24 protein-coding genes and 1 pseudogene are annotated in these 20,821 nt (G+C 60.8%); 14 read left to right on the top strand and 11 right to left on the bottom strand.

The window, feature by feature from the left end; translation table 11 throughout:
* Positions 1-5: 5 nt before the first annotated feature.
* Together OF122_RS03680 and OF122_RS03685 are read right to left on the bottom strand one after the other, a co-directional pair.
* Complete coding sequence (locus tag OF122_RS03680; protein WP_264226485.1) at positions 6-1,403, bottom strand: sensor histidine kinase; 1,398 nt, start codon at positions 1,401-1,403, stop codon at positions 6-8.
* Positions 1,400-2,080 (bottom strand): response regulator transcription factor, encoded by a 681-nt coding sequence (locus tag OF122_RS03685; RefSeq protein WP_264227593.1) that lies wholly within the window; start codon positions 2,078-2,080, stop codon positions 1,400-1,402. Before OF122_RS03685 ends, OF122_RS03680 begins: the two co-directional genes overlap by 4 nt.
* Before the next feature lie 259 nt (positions 2,081-2,339).
* On the opposite strand from OF122_RS03685, the gene OF122_RS03690 reads away from it, so the two are divergent.
* The 4 genes and pseudogenes from OF122_RS03690 to OF122_RS19730 all read left to right on the top strand — a co-directional run.
* A complete protein-coding gene (locus OF122_RS03690; protein WP_264227594.1) occupies positions 2,340-3,254 on the top strand; it encodes a Bug family tripartite tricarboxylate transporter substrate binding protein in 915 nt (304 codons plus the stop codon).
* Positions 3,251-3,787: a tripartite tricarboxylate transporter TctB family protein gene (locus OF122_RS03695; RefSeq protein WP_264226486.1), complete on the top strand. Its 537-nt coding sequence runs from the start codon at positions 3,251-3,253 to the stop codon at positions 3,785-3,787. Before OF122_RS03690 ends, OF122_RS03695 begins: the two co-directional genes overlap by 4 nt.
* A 12-nt stretch (positions 3,788-3,799) precedes the next feature.
* Positions 3,800-5,329, top strand: coding sequence for a tripartite tricarboxylate transporter permease (locus OF122_RS03700; protein ID WP_264226487.1), 1,530 nt, complete (start codon positions 3,800-3,802; stop codon positions 5,327-5,329).
* A gap of 292 nt (positions 5,330-5,621) precedes the next feature.
* Positions 5,622-5,759: pseudogene (locus tag OF122_RS19730) on the top strand (tripartite tricarboxylate transporter permease); the annotation flags it as partial.
* Between the two features lie 67 nt (positions 5,760-5,826).
* Here the strand turns inward: OF122_RS19730 and OF122_RS03705 are convergent.
* Positions 5,827-5,979 (bottom strand): hypothetical protein, encoded by a 153-nt coding sequence (locus OF122_RS03705; protein ID WP_264227748.1) that lies wholly within the window; start codon positions 5,977-5,979, stop codon positions 5,827-5,829.
* 41 nt (positions 5,980-6,020) lie between these two features.
* On the opposite strand from OF122_RS03705, the gene OF122_RS03710 reads away from it, so the two are divergent.
* Positions 6,021-6,185, top strand: a complete 165-nt coding sequence (locus OF122_RS03710) for a bile acid:sodium symporter (RefSeq protein WP_408636324.1) — start codon at positions 6,021-6,023, stop codon at positions 6,183-6,185.
* An 8-nt stretch (positions 6,186-6,193) separates the two neighbouring features.
* On the opposite strand, the gene OF122_RS03715 is transcribed toward OF122_RS03710, so the two are convergent.
* The 3 genes from OF122_RS03715 to OF122_RS03725 are packed head-to-tail and all read right to left on the bottom strand — an operon-like array spanning position 6,194 to position 8,666.
* Entirely contained in the window at positions 6,194-6,943 is a 750-nt protein-coding gene (locus OF122_RS03715) for an amino acid ABC transporter ATP-binding protein (RefSeq protein ID WP_264226488.1), read from the bottom strand.
* Positions 6,940-7,833, bottom strand: a complete 894-nt coding sequence (locus OF122_RS03720) for an amino acid ABC transporter permease (protein ID WP_264226489.1) — start codon at positions 7,831-7,833, stop codon at positions 6,940-6,942. The genes OF122_RS03715 and OF122_RS03720 overlap by 4 nt, the downstream gene beginning before the upstream one ends.
* A complete protein-coding gene (locus OF122_RS03725; RefSeq protein WP_264226490.1) occupies positions 7,830-8,666 on the bottom strand; it encodes an ABC transporter substrate-binding protein in 837 nt (278 codons plus the stop codon). Before OF122_RS03725 ends, OF122_RS03720 begins: the two co-directional genes overlap by 4 nt.
* Here OF122_RS03725 and OF122_RS03730 point away from each other — a divergent pair.
* Positions 8,665-8,934: a hypothetical protein gene (locus OF122_RS03730; protein ID WP_264226491.1), complete on the top strand. Its 270-nt coding sequence runs from the start codon at positions 8,665-8,667 to the stop codon at positions 8,932-8,934. The two genes, OF122_RS03725 and OF122_RS03730, sit on opposite strands and share 2 nt — an antisense overlap.
* Positions 8,931-10,799, top strand: a complete 1,869-nt coding sequence (locus tag OF122_RS03735) for a potassium/proton antiporter (protein ID WP_264226492.1) — start codon at positions 8,931-8,933, stop codon at positions 10,797-10,799. The genes OF122_RS03730 and OF122_RS03735 overlap by 4 nt, the downstream gene beginning before the upstream one ends.
* On the opposite strand, the gene OF122_RS03740 is transcribed toward OF122_RS03735, so the two are convergent.
* Positions 10,790-11,350 (bottom strand): flavin reductase family protein, encoded by a 561-nt coding sequence (locus OF122_RS03740; RefSeq protein WP_264226493.1) that lies wholly within the window; start codon positions 11,348-11,350, stop codon positions 10,790-10,792. The two genes, OF122_RS03735 and OF122_RS03740, sit on opposite strands and share 10 nt — an antisense overlap.
* Positions 11,351-11,461: 111 nt before the next feature.
* Between OF122_RS03740 and OF122_RS03745 the strand changes: the two genes are divergently transcribed.
* From OF122_RS03745 to OF122_RS03760, 4 genes are all read left to right on the top strand, one after another.
* On the top strand, positions 11,462-12,154 hold the full coding sequence (locus OF122_RS03745) for a helix-turn-helix transcriptional regulator (protein ID WP_408636300.1): 693 nt from the start codon (positions 11,462-11,464) through the stop codon (positions 12,152-12,154).
* Positions 12,155-12,282: 128 nt separating this feature from the next.
* Positions 12,283-13,215: a VOC family protein gene (locus OF122_RS03750; RefSeq protein ID WP_264226494.1), complete on the top strand. Its 933-nt coding sequence runs from the start codon at positions 12,283-12,285 to the stop codon at positions 13,213-13,215.
* A 3-nt stretch (positions 13,216-13,218) separates the two neighbouring features.
* On the top strand, positions 13,219-13,827 hold the full coding sequence (locus tag OF122_RS03755; RefSeq protein WP_264226495.1) for an alpha/beta hydrolase: 609 nt from the start codon (positions 13,219-13,221) through the stop codon (positions 13,825-13,827).
* Positions 13,828-13,908: 81 nt separating this feature from the next.
* Positions 13,909-15,717, top strand: coding sequence for a sensor domain-containing diguanylate cyclase (locus tag OF122_RS03760; protein ID WP_264226496.1), 1,809 nt, complete (start codon positions 13,909-13,911; stop codon positions 15,715-15,717).
* On the opposite strand, the gene OF122_RS03765 is transcribed toward OF122_RS03760, so the two are convergent.
* The gene (locus OF122_RS03765) at positions 15,714-16,007 is read right to left on the bottom strand and encodes a GNAT family N-acetyltransferase (protein ID WP_264226497.1); all 294 of its coding nucleotides are present in this window, start codon (positions 16,005-16,007) and stop codon (positions 15,714-15,716) included. The two genes, OF122_RS03760 and OF122_RS03765, sit on opposite strands and share 4 nt — an antisense overlap.
* Before the next feature lie 129 nt (positions 16,008-16,136).
* Here OF122_RS03765 and OF122_RS03770 point away from each other — a divergent pair, with 129 nt between their 5' ends.
* Positions 16,137-16,508: a RidA family protein gene (locus tag OF122_RS03770; protein ID WP_264227596.1), complete on the top strand. Its 372-nt coding sequence runs from the start codon at positions 16,137-16,139 to the stop codon at positions 16,506-16,508.
* 94 nt (positions 16,509-16,602) lie between these two features.
* Here OF122_RS03770 and OF122_RS03775 read toward each other — a convergent pair whose 3' ends face one another.
* The gene (locus OF122_RS03775; RefSeq protein ID WP_264226498.1) at positions 16,603-17,511 is read right to left on the bottom strand and encodes a VOC family protein; all 909 of its coding nucleotides are present in this window, start codon (positions 17,509-17,511) and stop codon (positions 16,603-16,605) included.
* A gap of 56 nt (positions 17,512-17,567) precedes the next feature.
* Positions 17,568-18,350 carry a GntR family transcriptional regulator gene (locus OF122_RS03780; RefSeq protein WP_264226499.1) on the bottom strand — a complete coding sequence of 261 codons (783 nt, stop codon included), beginning with the start codon at positions 18,348-18,350 and terminating at the stop codon, positions 17,568-17,570.
* Between the two features lie 144 nt (positions 18,351-18,494).
* Here OF122_RS03780 and OF122_RS03785 point away from each other — a divergent pair, with 144 nt between their 5' ends.
* A complete protein-coding gene (locus tag OF122_RS03785) occupies positions 18,495-19,970 on the top strand; it encodes an NAD-dependent succinate-semialdehyde dehydrogenase (RefSeq protein WP_264226500.1) in 1,476 nt (491 codons plus the stop codon).
* Positions 19,971-20,062: 92 nt separating this feature from the next.
* Positions 20,063-20,599: a thermonuclease family protein gene (locus OF122_RS03790; protein ID WP_264226501.1), complete on the top strand. Its 537-nt coding sequence runs from the start codon at positions 20,063-20,065 to the stop codon at positions 20,597-20,599.
* Positions 20,600-20,602: 3 nt separating this feature from the next.
* Here the strand turns inward: OF122_RS03790 and OF122_RS03795 are convergent, their stop codons facing one another.
* Positions 20,603-20,815 carry a SlyX family protein gene (locus tag OF122_RS03795; RefSeq protein ID WP_264226502.1) on the bottom strand — a complete coding sequence of 71 codons (213 nt, stop codon included), beginning with the start codon at positions 20,813-20,815 and terminating at the stop codon, positions 20,603-20,605.
* Between the last annotated feature and the right edge of the window lie 6 nt (positions 20,816-20,821).

The raw sequence follows: 20,821 nt of genomic DNA on the forward strand, positions 1-20,821 counted from the left end.
CCATCTCATCGCCGGTCATCTTTCCTGGGAAACACCAATAAAATTCCGAAATCGCCGTTTTCGGCGTTCCGCAAAAGGAGACGCGCTTTGTGGGCCCGCGCAACATCTGCAACAATTGCGAGCCCCAGCCCCGTTCCTCCTCCTGCGCCTGTAACAAATCGTTCAAGCAGGCGATCCCAATCGTCGGGTGCGATGCCGGGACCATCGTCATAAACCGCAAGCGTAGGCCCTTCCTCAGTGTTTGCGACACATATGGAAATGCGGCCAACAGCACCGTGCTTTATCGCGTTCTCGACGAGATTGCGCAGCGCCTCGCGCAGGGCAACCAGATCGCCGAGCACGATGACGGCATCTTTGGGTACATTCAATTTCACTGTCAGGTCCCGCCCTGCGAGGTCGAGCGCCGCATCGGCGTTGGAATAGTGCACGACCTGACGCAGATCTATTGGTTCGGCCTTCACGACCTCGGCGCGATGGATAACGGTCGCGTGGCTGAGGAGCTGGTTAGCCAGTCGTCCAGCCTCGGAGGTCCGTTTGCGCAATCGCGCGGCGGCAGCGGTGCGCGCATGATCATCGCGTGCCCTGTCAAGGAGTTCGATCTGGGCGGCGATGCCGGTCAGCGGGGTTCTGAGCTGGTGTGCCGCTGTCTCAATATAGCGTTGCATGGCATCGAGACGATGTGACAGCCTGCCCATGAACCGGTTGATCGCGTCGACCAGCGCATCGACTTCGACCGGCGCTTCCACGTCGAGCGGCGTCAAATCGTTCGGGTCGCGGTTCTGGAGCGCACGTTCGAGGCGCCGCAGCGGATTGAGCCCGGCCTTGACTGCGGCCATAAGCACGATCAGGGCCAACAGGCTCATCGCGAGGACGGGCAGCAGGGCGCCCAGCGTTAGTTCCAGTGTCAGCGCGTTCCGTGCTTCGCGTGTTTGTGCCACCGACACGCGAACCCATCCGGTTGCGCCCTGTTCGGAAATATAGCGCCACACAGAGGCCAGCCGGATATCACGGCCAAGAAACCCTGCGTCCGTGGCGTGGGCTTCATCGCCCGGGGTGATGTCACCGTGAGAAACAGGGAGGTCTTCGTACCCTGTGATAAGCGCTCCATCGGGAGCTGCAACCTGATAATAGACCCTGTCGGTGCGGGAAATCGAAAGCGTTTCGAGCGCGGAAAGCGGAACGTCGACGGATATGGCGCCACCCTCTGCGCTTACAGTATCGGCAATCTGGCGGGCGGCGCCTATGAGCAGCCGGTCATAGGCCTTGTCGGCGGCTGCCCCGGCATAGGAATAGGCCGCATAGGTCAGCGCTCCGGCGCCTGCCAGAAGCACAAGCGCGATCGCACCGCTCAGCCGCCAGAAAAGAGAAAACCGGCGGCGAACCGTTTGCGCCCCTTCAATCATGGTTGGGCGTCCGGAAGGTCAAGTATCTGGTAGCCAACCCCGCGCAGTGTCTGAATTTTGACATTGGCGCCGGCAAGTTTGCGCCGTAGCCTTCCGACGTAAAGCTCAATGGCGTTGGGGCCCGCCTCGTTCTCAAACCCATAGAGCTGGTCGAGCAGTTCATTTTTGGAAAATGCCTTGCCGGGATGCCCCAGCAAGACCTCGAGCAAGCAAACCTCTCTGCGCGTAAGCTCGACGGACCTGCCTGCAACAGAGACGGCGCGGGTGGTCTGATCCAGTGCGAGATTGCCTGCAGTCAGAATGGATACCGCGCTTCCCTGACGCCTGCGCATTAGCGCACGTGCTCTTGCTTCAAGTTCGCGAAAGTCGAACGGCTTGACAAGATAGTCATCAGCGCCGGTGTCGAGTGCGTCGACCCGATCATCAACGAGTGCTCTTGCGGTCAGCACAAGAACGGGCGTTGTAGAGCCACGGCTGCGCAGTCCCGACAGCAGGTCGAACCCGCTCCCGTCGGGAAGGTTGATGTCGAGCACGACAAGCGCATAATTCTGGACAGCCAGCGCGTCCTCGGCGTCCCGGCGAGACTTCTCCCAGTCCACAGCATGCCCCATGCGTTCAAAGGCATGCACGACGGCCTCACCAACATCGTCAGTGTCCTCAATGACAAGAATTCGCAGTTCTGCCTCCCTGACAGGTTGATGACAGCTAGTTTGATCTAGTGTCGCTCTTGAGGAGCTGCCATCGGCCGATAGTGTCACAAAGACGCTTTTTCGACCATTGGCAACAGGGAGGAACGGACGAGCAAAGACGCTCTGTCCGAGCGGTTTACTTATGGCCATCCTCCGGGTTTCCTCAATGGAAACAAACAAATGTGGAGGATGACACGTGAAATTTTCTCTGAGCTTCAAGCTTGGTGCTCCGGCGGCTCTGGCCGCCATGTTGATGGCTGGCCCGGCGCTGGCTCTCGACAGTCTCAAGATCATGGCGCCTGCGGGGCCGGGCGGCGGCTGGGACCAGACTGCGCGCACTATCCAGGCGACGCTACAGTCCGAGGGTCTTGTATCCAACATCCAGGTTGAGAATGTTGCCGGTGCTGGGGGGACCATCGGCCTGCAGCAGTTCATCAACACATCGGCCGGGGATCCGACCGCGACGATCGTTGGCGGCTATGTGATGGTCGGCGCGGTGATTGCCAATGAATCACCTGTCGGTCTTGAAGATATCACCCCTCTTGCCCGGCTCACTGGTGAGTATGTCATTGTCGTCGTTCCGGCGGCGAGTGAGATTCAGAACGCTGACGACCTGGCCGAAATGCTCCGTGACGATCCCGGTTCGGTCACCTGGGCCGGCGGCTCGGCCGGCGGCGTCGATCACATCGCAGCCGGCATGTTTGCAAAGGCCGCGGGTATCGATCCGGCACTGATCAACTACATCCCCTATTCGGGTGGCGGAGAGGCCCTTGCTGCCATTCTCGGCAATCAGGTGACGGTGGGTGTTTCGGGCTATTCGGAATTTTCCGGACAGCTTGATGCCGGCACGGTTCGCGCCATTGGGATCACGGCCTTGGAAGCCCAGGAGTATACCGATGCTCCGACATTCGCAGAACAGGGTTACCCGATCGACGTCCAGAACTGGCGCATGATCGCCGCAGCGCCCGGTATAACCGATGATGAGCGGGAGGAACTTCTGACCACGATCCGTACGATGGCCAATTCGGATGCCTGGAACGACGAACTGCGCACCAAGGGTTGGGTCAATACCTATATGGACGGCGACCATTTCGCCGATTACCTCGCCGCGGAGATCGTGGCTACCACAGCGATTCTCGAAGAGCTGGGGATCGTCGAGTGAGCTTCCCTGATACCGATACGGGGGAGACCGGCGCAAGCCGGTCTCCAGACCTGCGCAAGACGGCCGATATGGGGGGGCTGGCGATTGCGGTCGGGCTGTTCCTGTTTGCGGTCCTGATTGCCTGGGATGGATCGAGCTATCCCGTCCGCCGATCCTACGCCCAATTCGGCCCAGAGATATTTCCCTACATCATCGCATCCGGTCTCGCCATGTTCGGGATCGCGACAGTCGTCATGGGCCTGCGCAAATCCTTCCCGCAACGGGAGCCGATGAACTGGCAGGCAGTGTCCTGGGTTGTCGCGGCGGTGATTGCGAAGATCGCGCTTTTGTACGCGGGGGCGGGTTTCATCATCGGGGCAGGCGCCCTGTTTGGTCTTGCTGCCCGGGGACTGGGACGCAAACCGCTCTGGCTGACTTTTCTCGTCGGCGTCTGTGTAACAACGCTGCTTTATGTGCTGTTCCGGCATGGGCTTGGCCTTTCACTGCCCAACGGGCCACTGGAGCAGGCCATAAACACTCTGTTCAGACGGTAAGGAAGTCCAGTCATGGATACGTTCATATTGCTGTTTGATGGTCTTCTGGTTGCCGCACAACCGATGAACCTGATGTTCGCACTGATCGGCGTGCTTCTGGGCACAGCGGTCGGTGTCATGCCCGGCATCGGGCCTGCGCTGACGGTTGCGTTACTGCTCCCGATCTCGCTTTCGTTTGGAGCCACCGGCTCGATGATCATGTTTGCCGGCATTTACTACGGCGGTATGTATGGAGGTGCGATTTCCTCGATCCTGCTCAATACCCCTGGGGAAACCGCCTCGATCATGACAGCGGTCGAGGGGAACAAGATGGCGCGCGACGGTCGTGGCGGCAAGGCTCTGGGGGCTGCTGCCATCGGGTCGTTTTCCGGCGGTATGGTCGGCACGCTCGGGCTGGCGATTGTTTCCCCCTTCATGATCATGGTTGCCCTGTCGTTTGGGCCGGCAGAGTATTTTGCGCTGATGGTGCTGTCGTTTGTGACGGTGTCGGCGGCATTTGGCGGCTCGGTTGCACGCGGCCTGACGGCCCTGTTTATCGGTCTGGCCATTGGTCTTGTGGGCATCGACAAACTCACCGGGCAGCCCCGGCTCAGTTTTGGCATTCCCGAACTGCGCGATAACATTTCGATAGCGGTTGTCGCCGTGGGCCTTTTTGCCATCGGGGAGACGCTTTTCATTGCATCAAAAAAGATCGCTGTGGTTGATAAGGTCGAGGCCATCAGGGGCTCGGTGTGGCTCAGTCTCACCGATCTCAAGCGCTGCCTGATGCCATATGTTCGCGGGGCGGGGCTTGGCTTTCTGTTCGGTCCGTTGCCAACCGGCGGAGCGGAGATTCCCACATTTCTGTCCTATTCGACCGAACGCAAATCGGCGAGAGGCGTCGCCAAGGAGGAGTTCGAGGGGCCAAAGGGTGCCATTGAAGGGGTTGCAGGCCCCGAAGCTGCAAACAACGCTTCAGCCGCCGGTACATTGATTCCGCTGCTGACGCTTGGCCTGCCCACTTCGGCAACCGCCGCGATGATGCTGGCAGGATTCCAGCAATATGGGCTGCAGCCGGGTCCGCTTCTGTTCACCAACGACCCTGCACTGGTTTGGGGGTTGGTTGCCTCTCTCTTCATCGCCAATGTTATGCTGGTCGTGCTCAACCTGCCCTTTGTGGGCGTCTGGGTGCGCCTGCTGATGATCCCGCGACCATGGCTTTATGCGGGCATTCTCACCTTTGCCACGTTGGGCATTATCGGTTCGCAAGGTTCGGTCTTCGCCCTGGTTCTGCTCCTTGGCTTCGGTCTGATCGGCTTCGTGATGCGCAGGTTCGGCTATCCACTTGCACCTGTTCTCGTCGGAGCAATTCTGGGGCCGTTGGCCGAAGAGCAATTGCGCCGCGGACTGATGATCAATCAGGGCGACTGGACGTTTCTTCTGACCTCTCCTGTTGCGCTGACGATCTACGCCATCGCCGCTGCAGCGGTCTTTGGCCCGGTCATATGGCGATTGCTGGCCACCGACAAATCCAAGACCGTGTTCGCGATGGACGGCGACTGAGCGAGTGCGGTCGTCGCAATGAGCCGATGGCCCGGCGGGCTGCATTTTTGCATCCCGCCGGGCCATGCTATCTGCTGCATTTCTTGTCGATGTTCGACACGCCGAGCTATCCGCCGGCGCTGTTGTGCTCAGGCCCGATCGACGCTGCCGAACCCTGGATTGTCGCCCGATGCCTGGCTGGCGCCGGCAGCTTTTTGTCTATGTGCTGGAACAGCGCTGATGATGTCATGCCGGAAAATCCGGCACTGGAATCGCGGGGGATTGTCGTTCCTAACGCGGCAACAACACTGCGGCCGAGACCGCCTTCATTCCAGCTTTCGCAGGCAGTATTCCCGGCACAACCACCATGGTCATCATGCTCGGTGGCCTGGTGATGCATGGTATTGTGCCCAAACCGCAACCCGGGCGGGTGAACTTCGACTTGTTCTGGGCCATTGTTGCGACCGAGCATTGGTCCTCGCCGCGCTCAGGGAGGACTACTGTTCGTACGTTCCGGCCTAGAGGGTTCTCATATCTTCATCGACAGCGATCGGATCTAGCCAAGCCTCGTGGGTCATCTCAACGATGTCACTCATGCGGACCTGACCGTACCCGAGCCGGACCACATGCGAATGGGCCGCCAATCCGGGCTGGAACGCAGCAAAAGTCACGCCGGCGTCCTGCGGGCTTATTTGATGACTCAGTATCCGGCCTGCCGATGGCCGGGATATTGTTTGCCGGGCAGGAGGTTTCGCTCATCGTGCTGCCGCTTATGCTCTTCCACCTCATCCAGTTGGCGGTTTGCGCGATCATTTCCCGGCGCATAGCTTCCCGCCCGATTGCTGCCGAGTTCGCCACGAGCATCTCTGACCGCTAGCAACTCTCTCAGAGGCGACCGGCTTCGATGATCCGTTGCAGGAATTTGCGGGTGCGCGGGTTCTGCGGGCTCGAGAACAGGGCTTTGGGCTCGGCTTCTTCCACGATACGGCCGCCATCGAGAAAGCAGATGCGGTCGGCGACGTCGCGGGCGAAGCCCATTTCGTGCGTGACGATGACCATTGTCATGCCGTCGGACTTGAGCTTGCGGATGATGGCGAGCACTTCACCGACCAGTTCGGGATCGAGCGCGGCGGTAACTTCATCAAACAGCATCACTTCCGGCTGGGTGGCCAGAGCGCGCACGATGGCGACGCGTTGTTGCTGGCCGCCGGAGAGTTGCTCGGGATAGGCGTTTTCGAACTCGGCCATGCCGAAGGCGGAGAGCAGGTCACGAGCGGTGGCCAGCGCTTCGGGTTTGGAAATGCCGTGGACCTTGAGTGGGGCGAGGGTGATGTTTTCCATCACGCTCATGTGGGGGAAGAGATTGTAGGACTGAAAGACGATGCCGATCTTGCGATAGACCCCGTTGCGGCCCCAGGAGGGGTCGTCGAGGGATATGCCGTCGAGCGCGATGGTGCCGTAGTCGAACTCGGTCAGCCGGTTGATGCAGCGCAACAGGGTCGATTTGCCCGAACCGGACGCGCCGATCAGGCACACTACTTCGTGGGGGGCGATAACCAAGTTGATGTCGTCGAGGACAAGGGTCTCGCCATAATATTTGGTGAGCCCGGTAATTGTTATGCGGTCGGTATTCACATGGCCCCCTGCAGGCGGCGCTGGCGGTCTTTTTTCGAGATGTAATCGGTAAGGCGCGCCATGGGAATTGTCGCGACGAGGAACAGCAGCGCGGCGGCGATCAGCGACGAATAGTTGAAGGTCTGGGCCGTGTAGATCTGGGCCTCCCGGACGGCATCGCGCACGCCGATGACCGAGAGCAGTGCCACGTCCTTTTGCAGCGCGACAGCGAGGTTCAAAAGCACGGGCATGACGTTGCGGACGGCTTGGGGCAGGATGGCGTAGCGCATGGTCTGCCACTGGGAAAGGCCGAGCGCGGTGGCGGCGGCGCGCTGGCCGTCATGGACCGCTTCTATGCCCGAGCGGTAGATTTCGGCCGAATAGGCGGCGTAGGAGATGACCATTGCGGTTGCGCCCCAGAACAGGGCGGAATTGGGCAGACCGGGCAGGTTGAGGGCCGGAATGCCGAAGCCGAAAATCAGGACGAGCAGCAGGACCGGCAGGCCACGGAACAGATCGATATAGACGACGGTGAACACCCTCAGGGGCGCGAACCACGGACCGGTCAGCGAGCGGAACAGGGCCAGCACCAGACCCCACGCCATGATGGCGAAGAGGCATATTGCCCAGACCTGAAGGTTGAGCCAGAAGCCGCGCAGCACCTGCGGGAAAGACGCCGCCATGGCATTGAGATCGAAAAATTGCCGGGCGATGCGCGGCCATTGTTCGGCAGAGGTCACTGTATAGGCAACAGTGCCGAACACGACGGCAATCATGGCAATCGAGATGAGGCCGGGCAGATAGCGATCGCGGGCGCTCAGTTTCTTTTTCTTCGGCGGGCGCGGACGGCGCGGCTCCGTTTCGGGAGCCGTGCCAGTCGGGGTGCCTTGCGGCGGTAGTCCAGAGGTCATTCGGTAATGACCGCCAGCTCGGGATCGGCGATCAGATATTCGGCGACAAGCGCGTCGATGACGCCTTCGGATTTCAGTTCCGCAATCGCCTCGTTGACCCATTCGACAAGGTCATTGCCCTGCTCAAAGATCAGGCCGTGGCCGTAGTCGTTTTCGTCAGGCGGGAGGATGGCGGCGATGGTGGCGTCCGGCACCTGGACGGCGGTGAGATAGAGCGCCGTGGGCAATTCGGTGGCTACAGCATCGATCTGGTTACCCTGGAGGGCCTGGAACAGGCCGACCTGGTCGTTATACACCGCTGGTTCGGTGACACCGATGATCTGTTCGACGTAATCGAGATCGGTGGTGCCGATCATCACGCCCCAGCGCACCTCACGCAGATCTGCAAAGCTGGTCGCCTGTTCGACCGCCGAGCCTGGCATGGCGACCACAGCCTTTTGCGGTTGGTAATAGACGTCCGAGAAGGTGGCGATCTGGCTGCGGTCTTCGGTGACAGAGATTTGCTGGATGCCGAAATCGTAATCCTTGGCGCCCGGCGCAATCGCCTGATCGAAGGTCTCGCGCACCCAGACCACATCATCGGCCGCAAAACCCATCTTCTCGGCCAAGGCATAAACGAAAGCGCTTTCAAAGCCTTCACCGTTGGAGGGGTCGTTGTCCATCATCCAGGGCGGAAAGACCGGGTCGGAGGTTGCGATAGTCAGCTGACCCGGGGTGAACAGGCGCGGATCGTCAGGCGTGTTTTCCTGAGCGAAGGTTGTTCCGGCCGCGAGCGCGGCGGCGAGCGATGCCGCAACCGCCAGGTTGCGCCACGATGAAATTTGTACCGACATGATCGAAGACCTCCAGCGTCCAAGGGAGAAAAAATCCGAGAATTCGATATTATCGGGCGTGCGGGCGCACGCAAGAGGCGTCTCGATCTCGGCGGAAGACAAACGTAGTCCGGCGCGGGCTAATTTTTTGCTGCAAAACCGTTTTTTTGGCGTGCGGGGGTGGACGCGACGCATTGGCGCCGTAATCATTGTCGCTATTGATTATTATGCCTTCGCGGCCGGTTCGGGCCGGCTGCCAAACATTATAGATCGGGTCATTTGGGGATGATCGACTGGATTTATCCGCTGCTCCTGGTGGGCGCGGCCCTCATCGTCGTTTCGGTTTTTACCTCTCTCGTCGCCTTCCGCTTCGGGGCCCCCTTGCTACTGTTGTTTCTGGGCATTGGCCTCGGAGCGGGCAGCGACGGTCTGGGAATCGAATTTTCCGACGTCAACACAGCCTATTTCGTGGGCTCGCTGGCGCTTGCGGTCATTCTCTTCGACTCCGGCTTTGGCACATCGCTGAAATCGTTCCGGCAGGCGGCGGCGCCATCGATCGTTCTGGCGACAGTCGGGGTGCTTTTGACCACGGCGATCGTGGGCATGGCGGCGCGCCTGCTGTTCGGGTTCGGGTGGGCCGAGGGGTTGTTGATGGGAGCGATCGTTTCGTCCACGGACGCGGCGGCGGTGTTCTTCCTGTTGCGCGTGGGCGGTATCACCATTCGCGACAAGGTTCGTTCGACCCTCGAAGTGGAGTCGGGATCGAACGATCCGATGGCGATTTTTCTCACCATCATGTTCGTCGAACTTTTGGCGTCGGGCTCGGGGATCACGGGGTTCACTCACGACTTTGTCGTGGGGTTCGGACTGCAAATGGGGCTCGGTGTGGCGTTGGGCATTGCCGGCGGTGCGATCATCGTCTTCATTATCAACCGGGTCGAACTCGAGGGGGCGCTCTACCCCATAATCGTTCTGGGGATGGCGGTTCTGCTGTTTGCCTTTACCGGTATTCTGGGAGGATCGGGCGCGCTGGCCGCGTATGTGGCTGGGCTCGTCGCAGGCAATCGCCGGGTCCGTGCACGTGCGACGCTGGTGCGCTTCCAGGATGGGATGACCTGGCTGGCCCAGATCGTCATGTTCCTCATTCTCGGGCTTTTGGCCAATCCGTCCCAATTTGGCGATGTGGCGCTGCCGGCGGTAGCGCTGGCGCTGTTCCTGATGTTTGTCGCCCGTCCCGTGGCGGTGTGGTTGTGTCTACTGGCCTTTCAGTATCAGCGCGACGAGATTGCCTTTATTTCCTGGGTGGGTCTTCGTGGCGCGGTTTCGATTCTGCTTGCCATTCTGCCGCTGATCGCCCTGCTCGAAAACGGGGCGGTGCTGTTCAATACCGCATTCATCATCGTGCTGACGTCGCTGCTCGTTCAAGGTTGGACCATCCGGCCCATGGCCCAATGGCTGGGGCTGATCGTGCCGCCGCGCATCGGGCCGGTCGAGCGCGTGGGGCTTGAGCTGCCGGGAAGCGCGCATCATGAGCTGATCGTTTATCACGTGGTCGAGGGCAGCCCGGTTGCAGAGGGCGAAAGGCTGCCGCGCTGGGCGCGTCCCTCGCTGATCGTGCGGGACGGACAGTCTATGCGCTTCCAATATGCGGGACGCATCAAGGCCGGCGACTACGTCTATATGTTCATCGCGCCGCGCTATACCCGCCTGCTCGACCGGCTGTTTGCCAGCCCCACCAAGGTGGAGGCGGACGACAAGGACTTTTTTGGCGAGTTCAAGATCAATCCCGAGCGCCCGCTTGGCGCGCTCAAGGATGCTTATGACGCCCCGATCGGCCCCAATGTATCGCTGGAAAAGACCATCGGCGACTATATGCGCGAGCGGCTGGGCGGGACCGCGGAAATCGGCGACCGGGTGGCCATAGGCGCCCTGGAACTGATCGTGCGCGAGGTGGATATCGAGGGGGAGGTGTCCGAGGCTGGTCTGGCTATCGACCAGGATGCCCAGAAGGCCCGTGTGCCGGTGTTCATGAGCGGGAGAGAGCTCAAGGCATTCCTGCGTGCCAAGCTCAAGGAGCAGCGAAGCAAAAAGGCCGACCGGAAGGCCGAGTTACAGCAGGTGGTCGAGCCGGGCGCCGATTCTTCTCAGGACTGATCAAGGGCTTTGTAGCTGCGCCGATGCCAGATAAGCGGAGCGCGGTCGGGAAAGGACCGAGTATGCGTCACGATGCCGGCGTAAAGGGTGTGGGTATCCATGACTATGGACCCGGCGAGGACGCAATCGAGGCTGGTGGCTGCGCCGGAAAGCAGGGGCTGACCCGAGGGCCAGTGCTCCCAATGGGCATTCGCAAACCGATCCTGCGGTCCCCATCCGGCAAAAGCGTCGGCGACGGTCTCCTGACCTTGTGCCAGCACCGAAAGGGAGAACCGTCCTGCTGCCTCTATCGTCTGGGCCAGTTCGGTGTCGCGGGTGATCGAAACCATTACGGCGGGCGGTTCGGCGCTCAATGAAAGCATGGCTGTCACTGTGCGCCCGTGCTGCTCATCACCGATACGGGCGGTGACGACCGTGACGGCGGCGGCCAGCGTGCTCATGGCGCCAGTGAACTGGGAGGCGGGCACCGCATCGGTTGCCGACGGATGATCCGCCAGTGCGAGGGCGAGAGCCGGACCGGCCGGCGGAGATTTGGTGTTCGGTCTGGTCATTGCAGGGCAGTCTTGAGCGCCGGTCTGTGTGAAGAAACCGGCGGGGCTTGATCTTGCGGCCCGGTCTCTGTATTTTCCAAGTAAGGGCTTTCTAAATGTCGCTCAGGAGCCATGTCAAGCAGCAAACCCGTGATTGAAAATTCTCCATCATTGCCCGAGACGGGAAACTGGTCTCCGCGCAATGCGGCTGAACGCGTGCTGTTCCATCTCAAGATGCACGGAGAAAAAACCGCGGCCGAGTTGGGCAAAGCGCTTGGAACTTCGGGGGAGGCTGCGCGCCAGCAATTGGTGCGGCTGTCCGAGGAGGGGCTTGTCGAAAGCTGGAGCCAGTCGCGCGGCGTAGGGCGACCGTCCCAATTCTGGCGCCTGACGGGTGCCGGGCAGGCGCGGTTTCCCGATACCCATGCGGCGCTGACCGTTGAGCTTTTGGGCATCGTAGGCGACACGTTCGGCCACGATGTGCTGTCGCGGATCATTGATACGCGCGAGGAGCGAACCAAATCGGTCTATCATGCGGCCATGAGCGGGGCGGATACGCTGGGCGAGCGGGTTGCGCGACTGGCGGATCTGCGCTCGGCCGAGGGGTACATGGCCGATTGGGAAGCCGATGGCGAGGGTGGCTATGTCCTCTACGAAAATCACTGTCCGATCTGCGCCGCGGCGACGGCATGCCAGAATTTCTGCAGGGCCGAACTGGCGGTTTTCCGCGATGTCCTTGGGCCCGATGCCAGCGTCGAGCGCACTGACCATATCGTGATGGGCGCGCGGCGGTGCGCGTACCGGATTTCCGACATCAAGGCCTGATGCGACCCGTTCGATCGTTCGGCAATATCGAATAATGAATGAACCATAGTCCGGATTATCCGGACCGATCACCGGTCTATATTGGTCTCCAGCGGCCCAAAAGGGCTGAAATTTTTTGGAGACGCGATATGCTCGACCAGATCAGGGGCCTCCATCACGTGACGTCGATGTCGCGCGATGGAAATGAAAACAATCACTTCTTTACCGATACGCTCGGCCTGCGCCGGGTGAAAAAGACGGTCAATTTCGATGAGCCGTCGGTCTATCATCTCTATTATGGCGACGAGGTGGGAACTCCGGGGTCGGTGATGACCTATTTTCCGTTTCCTCACATCATCAGGGGGCGTCCGGGTACGGGGGAAGTGGGTGAAACCGCGTTTTCGGTTCCCGAGGGCAGCCTTTCGTTCTGGAAGGAACGGTTTGCCGAAAAGGGCGTCGGCGGGGTGATGGCCGAAGAGGCATTCGGGGAAAACCGGCTGCGCTTTACCGCCGTTGATGGCGACAGTTTCGCTCTGGTTGAATCCAGAGGCGATGAGCGTGCGCCATGGACCGGCGGCGCGGTGGCCGGTGACGAGGCGATACGGGGGTTTGCCGGGGCAAAATTGCGCCTTGGCGACAGCGGGGCGACCGAAGAGCTGCTCAAATTCATGGGGTATGAACACGCCGACACCTCCAAGGGCATCAAGCGTTTCGTAATCCCGGGCGGCAATGGGGCTGATGTTATCGATCTGCAGACTTTGCCCAACATGCCACGTGGCGACCTTGGGGCAGGTTCTGTTCATCACATCGCCTTTGCCGTGGACGATCGGGAAGCCCAGAAGGCTGTGCGCCAGGCGCTGCTCGATACGGGCTATCAGGTCACCCCGGTGATCGATCGCGACTATTTCTTTGCGATCTACTTCCGCACCCCCGGTGGCGTCCTTTTTGAGATCGCAACCAATGAGCCCGGCTTCGACAAGGATGAGGACACCGCCCATCTGGGCGAGGCGCTGAAGCTGCCCACCCAGCACGAACACCGGCGCGCATGGCTGGAAACTCATCTGCCCGAAATAGAGGACTGAGCTATGAGCGGAACCTATTTTATCAAGGAGCATGCGGGGCAGGGTCCGGCCGCTCCCACGCTCGTGCTGCTGCATGGTACGGGAGGCGACGAGAACCAGTTCTTCAATCTGGGGCGGCAATTGCTGCCCCGGGCCCGGCTGGTTGCCGTTCGTGGCGACGTGTCCGAGGGTGGAGCTCTGCGCTATTTCAGGCGGACGGGGGAGGGCGTTTACGATATGGACGACCTTGCTGTTCGGACCGAAAAAATGGCGGGCTTTCTAAGAGGACTGGACGCGGGTGGACCGCTGATCGGGTTGGGCTATTCCAATGGCGCCAATATTCTGGCGTCGGTGATGATGGCCCATCCCGAGCTGGTCGATGCCGGCGTGCTCATGCATCCGCTGATCCCCTGGGAGCCTGAACCCGTGGGCGGGCTCACGGGACGCCGCGTACTCATTACCGCCGGACGGCGTGACCCGATCTGCCCGGCCGGCCGCACTCAGGCTCTGGCCGACTGGTTTGTCGAACAGGGCGCACAGGCGGAAATCGCCTGGCATGAGGGTGGTCACGAAATCGTGCAGGCCGAATTGGCGGCTATTGCCAATTTTCTTGGCGACTACAATCACGGTTAACAGGGCATAAACCACTGTACCGATAGGGTTTTACGGTGTCGGCGCATGAGTGCGCCGGCACGTTTGGGGGTAGAGCGAGCGATGGTGAGATCGCTTTTTGGTCGGCTGGCTGGGCCGAGCTTGCGTACACGGGTGCTTTGGCTGGTGCTCGCGGCCTTGGTTCTTGTGGGGTTGGCAGGGTGGTTCGCCGTCAATCGCATCATCGAATCCCTGACCGTTCAGTTCGGCACGATGATCGCCGAACGTCAGGTTCAGTATGATCGTTATCGGGGCATGGCGGCGTTGGGGCGCGAGATTTCGCTTGCCGAGACCATGAGCCGTTCACCCGTTGTGCTGGATTGGCTCGCCAATGAGCAGGACGAAGAGCTCCGAGCTCGCGGGTTGGCCGAAATGGAGCACTACCGAACCTCATTTACCGACCAGAGTGTCTTTCTGATCGTCAATGCATCGGGTAACTACTATTTCAACGACGCCCAGAACAGCTATGGCGACGACCCTTACAGCTACACGCTGCGGCCGAACTTGGAGCGCGATGCCTGGTATTACGCCACGCGAGAGCGACGCGAAGGCTGCCATCTCAACGTCAATGTTGACGACGTACTCAAACTGACCAAGGTCTGGATCAATTGCCTCGTCAACCGGGACGGGGAAGTGCTGGGCATGGTGGGCACCGGGCTCGATCTGTCTGCCTTCATTCGCGAGGTGGTCGATCTGCCCCAACCGGGGGTCGATTCGATCTTTGTCGATCAGGGCGGCGCGGTTCAGGCGCACCGGGACGCATCGCTTGTCGATTTCCGTTCGATCACCAAGGACATCGCCGAAAGGACGACGGTCTTTTCGCTGGTGGACAATGTGGAAGACATGGCGTTGCTGCGTGCGATGATGAATGGGGCGATGGAATCGCCCGATGAAATTCGCACGGCCATGCTGACCATGGGCGGCATGCCCAGATTGGTCGGAGTGGGGTACCTCGACCATATCGGATGGTACAACATCACGGTGATGGACCTTAAGACCATCATCGACCGGCGCATCTTTATTCCCGTTGGACTGGCAGCCATTGCCATTCTCCTGGCGGTGGGGCTGGCGCTGAGCTGGATTTTCCGCATCGTCGTTCTGAACCGGCTCGAAAAGGTCGAGGGGGGACTCGTCGCTTTGCGCGAGGGCAAGCGGGCGGTGATGAAGCCCGATCGCAGCGAAGACGAGATCGGCAGGCTATCGCGCACGCTGATCGAAATGTCCGATTCCATTACCGAATCGCGGCTCAGCCTTGAAAGCCAGGTGCGCGAGCGCACCGAACAACTGCAGTCGCTGGTCAACCTTGACGCGCTGACGAAAATCTACAATTGTCGCGGCTTTGAAGAAAAGTTCGTAGTCCAGCGCCGCCGAGAGGACGATGAGAACCGCGTAAACGGGCTGATGCTAATCGACATCGACAATTTCAAGGTCGTCAACGATACGGCAGGCCATTCAGCCGGCGATCAGGTGGTGATCGAAGTGGCGCGGCGGCTCAAGGCGGCGCTGCGGCGGGTCGATGTCTGTGCGCGGTGGGGCGGGGATGAGTTTATCGTCCTGGTGCACGATTGCACACCGCAGGGCTTGTCCCAGATCGCTAATGCACTCACTGAAATGATGCGGCAGATGCCAGTCATCCTTTCAGATGGGGAGCCACTGTCGGTGACAATCAGTATCGGCGCTGCACTGGTTCTGGCCGAAGACAGTCTTGAGATGGCAACCGAAATGGCCGATGCGGCGCTGTATCGGGCCAAGGAAGACGGCCGCGACCGGGTTGTGCTGTTTGAGCGCGAGATGGCCTTGTGCCAAGACGCCGACGACGATGCGGCCGATGATCGATCGGTCACGCAGGCTATTGATAGCGAGGCCGTTTAAGCCAGCAGATCGTCCCAATCGGGATGGCGGCGGAACTGGACGGCCACATACGGACATTGTGGCATGATCTTGAAATTGCCCGCGCGCGCGTCGGCGACGGCGCGCTTGACCAGTTGCAGGGCAATGCCGCGTCCCTCGAATTCCCGCGGAACGCCGGTGTGGGTGATGATGATGGATTGGTCGGGGCGCCGGAGATAGGTCATCTCAGCCTCTGCTCCCTCACCAAGCTCGGCCGAGTAGCGCCCATGTTTGCCATTGGTGGTGTGCTGGATATCGAGAGCGATGGCCATGGGCAGTTCCTTACAAGCGCTTTGGTGTGGGCTTAACGCATGAAAGATGGTTCTGGTTGACGGCAAGAGCAAGGCTTTGCACTCTCGTGCCGCTATCAAGGAGTTCCCATGAGCCTGCCCATCCATCACATGATCGAGCGCGGCCCTCGCCCGGTCGCCCCATTTTCCCATGCCGTCGAGGCTGATGGCTGGGTGTTCGTCACCGGGCAGATGCCGACCGACCCTGACGCCCCCGACGCGCCGCTGCCGGAGGGTATCGTGGCGCAGACGCGCCGGGTGATGGACAATCTGGCGATCGTTCTGGGCGGGATCGGTTTGTCGCTCGAAAACGTCACTATGGCGCGCGTCTATCTTACCGCGTTCGAGCGCGACTATGCGGATATGAACGCCACCTACCAATCGTATTTCGGGCCTGGAAAGCTGCCGGCCCGGACGACAATCGGGGTGACCGGGCTGGCTGTGGGGGCTTTGGTCGAGATCGACCTGATCGCGCGCCGCTAAGTTGGGCGAGGGCGGCCTGCAGGTGTGCATCTTCTGCGCTTCCGGTTCTCGAATCGGCCTTTCTCGGCTCACCCTGACCTAACTTCCAAGACGTCTAAGCCAGAACGATCTTGAGGCGGTTGCCGGCGGGGTCGCGGGTTTGGATACCGGCTTCGATGGTTTCGACATCCGATCCCGCACTGGTCAGGCGATCGCGAATTTCGGTCAGCGTCTTCTCGTCGGGGACGACAATCTCGAACCAGCGCAGCCCGGCCACCCCGGCAGGCGGCATCGAGGGATTGCGCCCGGCCCAGATGTTGAAGGCAAGAATGTGGGGGGCGTAATCGAGATTGACGTCGCCCATGCCGTAGCGGCGCGAAAGGAGCTGACCGGCAAAGCCGATCTGGTCACGGTAAAAGTCCATGGCAGTGTCGAGATCGTCCACATGGACGTGAACGTGACCGATGCGGGTGCCCTCGGGCATGGGCGCTAAAGGGTTCTCATCGCCGTCGAGTTCGGCCAGAAGATCCGGCACGTCGATGGGTTCGCGGCCCGAATGGGGCGTGCCATCGGGGGTTATGGCCATGAGGTCGTCGTCTTCGACGAACTTGCCGCGCCACGGAGTCTCATAGGTGATTTCGATGCCGTTGCCATCGAAATCCCAGAGGTAAAGCGCCTCGGAGACCAGATGATCGGTGGGGGAGACGCGAACGCGGGCGGCAATTGCCCGGTTGAGGGCACGAGCGAAGTCGCGGCGGGTGGGGACGTGGATGGCGACGTGGTAGAGCCCCACCGTGTGGGGAGCAACCAGCCCGCTGGCGCCGGTTTCGAGAACGACGAGCACCTCACTCCCCACGCCCAGCTCAAGCCGGTCGGGGTTGCGGCTGATCAAAGTGAGGCCGACGACATCGCGCCAGACTGCAAGGGCCTGATCGGGATCAGTCACAGCGATATGGATCTGTCCCAGGCGGGTGGTTGTTGGCACCAGTAAGGGCGTTGCGACGCTGGGTCTGGTCTTGAGCATGGCGGTATCTCCGTGGCGTGTCATTGCCGTAAGGATAATGCCGCCGAGCGTTCTGATTAAGTGGACGGAACGCGACGGATTGTTGCCAAATCACGAATGATGCCGGATTGGTCGGTGCTCCGGCTTGCCGCGCCGGGCACAAAAAGCTCGGGGTGACGGTTTGCCAGGGCTTCGGTTTCGCTGATCATGCCATCGAGGTGGACGTGCATGGCGCGGGCCGCGCGGTCGCCCTTGCCCGCCGCTATCTCGGCAAGGATTTTGGCATGTTCTTCGATGCCCACGGCAATGCGGCGGATGGAGTTAGTCATCTGCCGGGCCCTATCGAGATTGTTGCGCGCGGTATCGACAACGGCCTTCATGCGTCTGTAACCGAGAGTGCTCAAAAGCTCGTCATGAAACTGCAGGTCGAGACGGTGAAACGTGTTGCGATCTTCGTTGCGCGCGCTTTCGCGCTGGGCCGCTATATTGGCCTCCAGCCGCTCGGTGAGGCCGGGTGGGCGGTGGGTGGCGAGCATGCGCACCGCTTCGCCCTCGAGAGCCTTGCGGATGAAGATGTATTCCTTGATCGCGCCCAGCGAGAGGAACGAGACGACTGTGCCCCGTTGGGGCAGGATATCGAGCAGTCCTTCGGATTCCAGTCTTGCAAAGGCCTCGGCGACAGGAGAGCGCGACACGCCGAGCCGCGCACAGATCTGGGATTTGTCGAGCATGGTGCCCGGTGGAAGCCTCAGATCGATGATGGCGTTTCGCAATTGTGCGGCTACCTGGGCAGCCATGGAGCCGCGCGGCATGTCAGCGGAGTTGGAAAGGAAGGAATAGGTCGTTTCGGCGGTATCCATTCGGCCCGTCGCTAAATCGGCACTGGCTATTATTATAGCAGTTCTGTTGAAACTGGCCAGCAAAACCGAAACCCTGCCGGGTCCCTGTTGCCATCGAGCAATTTGAGGCGTTCAATTGCAAAAAACACTACAAGGAGGCTCCCCATGACCCTGACGTCCGCGCTTACCGACCGGCTCAAGGAACCACGGCTGATTGCGGCCGGTGGCTTTATCAACGGCAAGTGGAACACCGTCTCTTCGCGCGGCAAGGTGTTTCGGGTGGCGAATCCGGCGACGGGTGAAGTGCTGGCGCAGATTCCCGATCTTTCGACCCACGCGACGCATGAGGCGATCGATGCTGCTCATGCGGCACAGCCGGGCTGGGCAGCAAAATCGGCAAAGGAGCGCGCCGATCTGCTCAAAAAACTCAACAGGCTGATGGTGGAGAACGCCGACGATCTGGCCACCATCCTGACACTGGAAATGGGCAAGCCCTGGAAGGAGGCCCACGGGGAGGTCCTCTACGGCGCCAGCTTTATCGAGTGGTTCGCCGAGGAGGCGCGCCGGGTCTATGGCGATACGATTCCGGGGCACACCGCCAACACCAGAATCAGCGTCATCAAGCAGCCGGTGGGCGTCGTGGGTGTCATTACACCCTGGAATTTTCCCAACGCGATGCTGGCGCGCAAGCTGGCGCCGGCCTTGGCGGCGGGGTGCACGGTGGTTTCCAAACCCGCTTCGGAAACCCCGCTTTCGGCGCTGGCGATCGCAAGGCTGATGGAATGGGCGGGATTTCCCGCCGGCGTGTTCAACATCGTGCCGGGTACGGATTCTGCCGCGATCGGGCAAGAGCTTTGCGCCAATCCCAAGGTTGCCAAGATCAGCTTTACCGGGTCCACCAATGTCGGGAAAATCCTGATGCGCCAGTGCGCGGACGGCATCAAGCGCATGAGCATGGAGCTGGGTGGGAACGCGCCGTTCATCGTGTTCGACGACGCCGATCTCGATGCTGCGGTCGATGGGGCCATTGCGTCAAAATTCCGCAATGCGGGCCAGACTTGTGTCTGTGCCAACCGCGTTTATGTGCAGGCGGGTATTCACGACGCATTTGTTGATCGTCTCAAGGACAGGATGGCCCAACTCAGGCTCGGCAACGGCATGGAGGAAGGGATAGAACTTGGCCCGCTCATTACGGACAAGGCGGTCAGCAAGGTCGAGGAGCTTGTCGGCGATGCGCGCGAGCTGGGTGCCGATATCATCATGGGTGGTGCGCCGACCGGAGAGCGGACATTTTATCCGCCAACGCTTCTGGTAGGCGCCACAAAGGACATGCGGCTGGCGCGCGAGGAGATATTTGGCCCGGTCGCGCCTGTCTTCAAATTCGAAACGGTTGAAGAGGCCGTTGAACTGGCCAATGCCACCGAGTTCGGGTTGGCGGCCTATTTCTACGGCAAGGACATCTCGAAGGTGACCAAGGTGGCTGAGGCTTTGCAATACGGGATCGTGGGCATCAATACGGGGATGATTTCCACCGAGGTCGCCCCGTTCGGTGGGGTCAAGCAGTCGGGTTTTGGCCGGGAAGGCTCCAAATTCGGCATCGAGGATTATCTCAACATAAAATATCTCTGTCTTGCCGTGTAACCCCCATCGGTAGATCGCCGAGCTTGGCGCTTACGCCCCGTTAGAACCTCTTGCCTATCGTCTGCCCCAGAGGGTGTGGAGACGATTCGGCGATGCGGGTTAGAGCGGGTTTCGGGCGGGCGCGGTTTGTCGCGCAGCCGCAACGGCGGCCGCCGATGGTGCTTGAGCCGCTGCTTGCACTGATTGCGGTGGCGGCGCTGGGCTGGGTGGCGATCGAGCGGGGTTATGTCGAAGTTCCCGGCTTCGAGGTGCCAGACGCGGCTTCGGGCTACGAGACGGTCGCGCACCACTTCTCGCTGTGCTCGGGGAGCGGCGGCACCTGCGTGATCGATGGCGATACTATCCGTATTGAAGGGCAGTCGGTCAGGATTGCCGATATCGATACGCCTGAAGTGCGCGATTACGGCTGCGCCGAGGAAAAGGCGCTTGGCGACAGGGCAACGCTGCGCATGCTCGAGCTGGTCAACCAAGGGGGGTTCACTATGGCACTCTGGGACCATCGCGACGAGGACATGTATGGCCGCAAGCTACGTGTGCTCGAACGCGACGGGCAGTCGCTGGGCATGATGCTGGTCGCTGAGGGTTTGGCGCGCCCTTGGGGCGGCGCGCGCCGGAGCTGGTGCGGCTAGGTTTCAGTAGTGAGGCGGAGGGGGCTCGGCCTTGCCCGTGCGGGCGAGCTGTTCGACGGCGGCGATCTGGTCGTCGATCATGGCGAGCTGTCGCTTGAGCCTGTCGATTTCGCGCCACTGGCCCGTGATCACGGCACTCAAATCCTCAATGGTCTGGTCCTGATGGGCCAGACGCTCTTCGAGAGCGATAAGCCGCTGTTCCTGACTGTCGGCCATTGTTGC

It is taken from the genome of Pelagibacterium flavum (assembly GCF_025854335.1).
Classification (GTDB): domain Bacteria; phylum Pseudomonadota; class Alphaproteobacteria; order Rhizobiales; family Devosiaceae; genus Pelagibacterium; species Pelagibacterium flavum.

Excerpts from the sequence above, each read along its gene's own strand:
- OF122_RS03680 (WP_264226485.1), bottom strand. The coding sequence starts at position 1,403 with ATGATTGAAGGGGCGCAAACGGTTCGCCGCCGGTTTTCTCTTTTCTGG.
- OF122_RS03690 (WP_264227594.1), top strand. The coding sequence starts at position 2,340 with ATGTTGATGGCTGGCCCGGCGCTGGCTCTCGACAGTCTCAAGATCATG.
- OF122_RS03700 (WP_264226487.1), top strand. The coding sequence starts at position 3,800 with ATGGATACGTTCATATTGCTGTTTGATGGTCTTCTGGTTGCCGCACAA.
- OF122_RS03720 (WP_264226489.1), bottom strand. The coding sequence starts at position 7,833 with ATGACCTCTGGACTACCGCCGCAAGGCACCCCGACTGGCACGGCTCCC.
- OF122_RS03730 (WP_264226491.1), top strand. The coding sequence starts at position 8,665 with ATGATCGAAGACCTCCAGCGTCCAAGGGAGAAAAAATCCGAGAATTCG.
- OF122_RS03725 (WP_264226490.1), bottom strand. The coding sequence starts at position 8,666 with ATGTCGGTACAAATTTCATCGTGGCGCAACCTGGCGGTTGCGGCATCG.
- OF122_RS03735 (WP_264226492.1), top strand. The coding sequence starts at position 8,931 with ATGATCGACTGGATTTATCCGCTGCTCCTGGTGGGCGCGGCCCTCATC.
- OF122_RS03740 (WP_264226493.1), bottom strand. The coding sequence starts at position 11,350 with ATGACCAGACCGAACACCAAATCTCCGCCGGCCGGTCCGGCTCTCGCC.
- OF122_RS03745 (WP_408636300.1), top strand. The coding sequence starts at position 11,462 with ATGTCAAGCAGCAAACCCGTGATTGAAAATTCTCCATCATTGCCCGAG.
- OF122_RS03750 (WP_264226494.1), top strand. The coding sequence starts at position 12,283 with ATGCTCGACCAGATCAGGGGCCTCCATCACGTGACGTCGATGTCGCGC.
- OF122_RS03755 (WP_264226495.1), top strand. The coding sequence starts at position 13,219 with ATGAGCGGAACCTATTTTATCAAGGAGCATGCGGGGCAGGGTCCGGCC.
- OF122_RS03760 (WP_264226496.1), top strand. The coding sequence starts at position 13,909 with ATGGTGAGATCGCTTTTTGGTCGGCTGGCTGGGCCGAGCTTGCGTACA.
- OF122_RS03765 (WP_264226497.1), bottom strand. The coding sequence starts at position 16,007 with ATGGCCATCGCTCTCGATATCCAGCACACCACCAATGGCAAACATGGG.
- OF122_RS03770 (WP_264227596.1), top strand. The coding sequence starts at position 16,137 with ATGATCGAGCGCGGCCCTCGCCCGGTCGCCCCATTTTCCCATGCCGTC.
- OF122_RS03775 (WP_264226498.1), bottom strand. The coding sequence starts at position 17,511 with ATGCTCAAGACCAGACCCAGCGTCGCAACGCCCTTACTGGTGCCAACA.
- OF122_RS03780 (WP_264226499.1), bottom strand. The coding sequence starts at position 18,350 with ATGGATACCGCCGAAACGACCTATTCCTTCCTTTCCAACTCCGCTGAC.
- OF122_RS03785 (WP_264226500.1), top strand. The coding sequence starts at position 18,495 with ATGACCCTGACGTCCGCGCTTACCGACCGGCTCAAGGAACCACGGCTG.
- OF122_RS03790 (WP_264226501.1), top strand. The coding sequence starts at position 20,063 with ATGCGGGTTAGAGCGGGTTTCGGGCGGGCGCGGTTTGTCGCGCAGCCG.
- OF122_RS03795 (WP_264226502.1), bottom strand. The coding sequence starts at position 20,815 with ATGGCCGACAGTCAGGAACAGCGGCTTATCGCTCTCGAAGAGCGTCTG.